Genomic DNA, 576 nt, shown 5'->3' on the forward strand with positions numbered 1-576 from the left:
CACGGTAAGGTCGGTTCCGTCGAAACTGATGCCGGTATTGTATTCGTTGGAATCGCTCAAATCTCCATCGGCAGTGTTATGTGCTGCAATGGCTGCAGTATTAGTGGTGATATCCGAGGTATTTGTTGCAATGGAATTATTCTGAGTGGTCTGCTCGGCTTCTAGGTTGTCAATATCTGTTGCGTTTGTAGCGATATTCGTATTCTGAGTTGTCTGTTCCCCTTCCAACGCATCTATATCCGAAGCATTTGTAGCGATATTGTTATTCTGAGTAGTTTGCTCAGCTTCTAAGTTATCAATATCTGTTGCATTGGTTGCTATCGAATTATTCTGCGTAGTCTGTTCCGCTTCTAGGTTATCAATATCTGTTGCGTTTATAGCGATATTCGTATTCTGAGTTGTCTGTTCCGCTTCCAATGCATCAATGTCCGAGGCATTCGTAGCAATGGAATTATTTTGAGTAGTCTGTTCTGCTTCCAGATTGTCAATATCTGTTGCGTTAGTGGCTATCGAATTATTCTGCGTAGTTTGCTCGGTTTCCAAAGCATCGATATCGGCAGTATTTTGGTCCACATC

The 576-nt window shown here is 42.4% G+C and carries 1 protein-coding gene; it reads right to left on the reverse strand.

Annotated elements, in window-relative coordinates:
- Positions 1–576 (reverse strand): hypothetical protein (locus B2Z27_RS17420; RefSeq protein ID WP_286814635.1); only part of this gene is annotated, 576 nt, incomplete at both ends.

The sequence above is a fragment of the Maribacter sp. UBA3344 genome, assembly GCF_002362375.1.
Classification (GTDB): Bacteria; Bacteroidota; Bacteroidia; order Flavobacteriales; family Flavobacteriaceae; genus Maribacter; species Maribacter dokdonensis.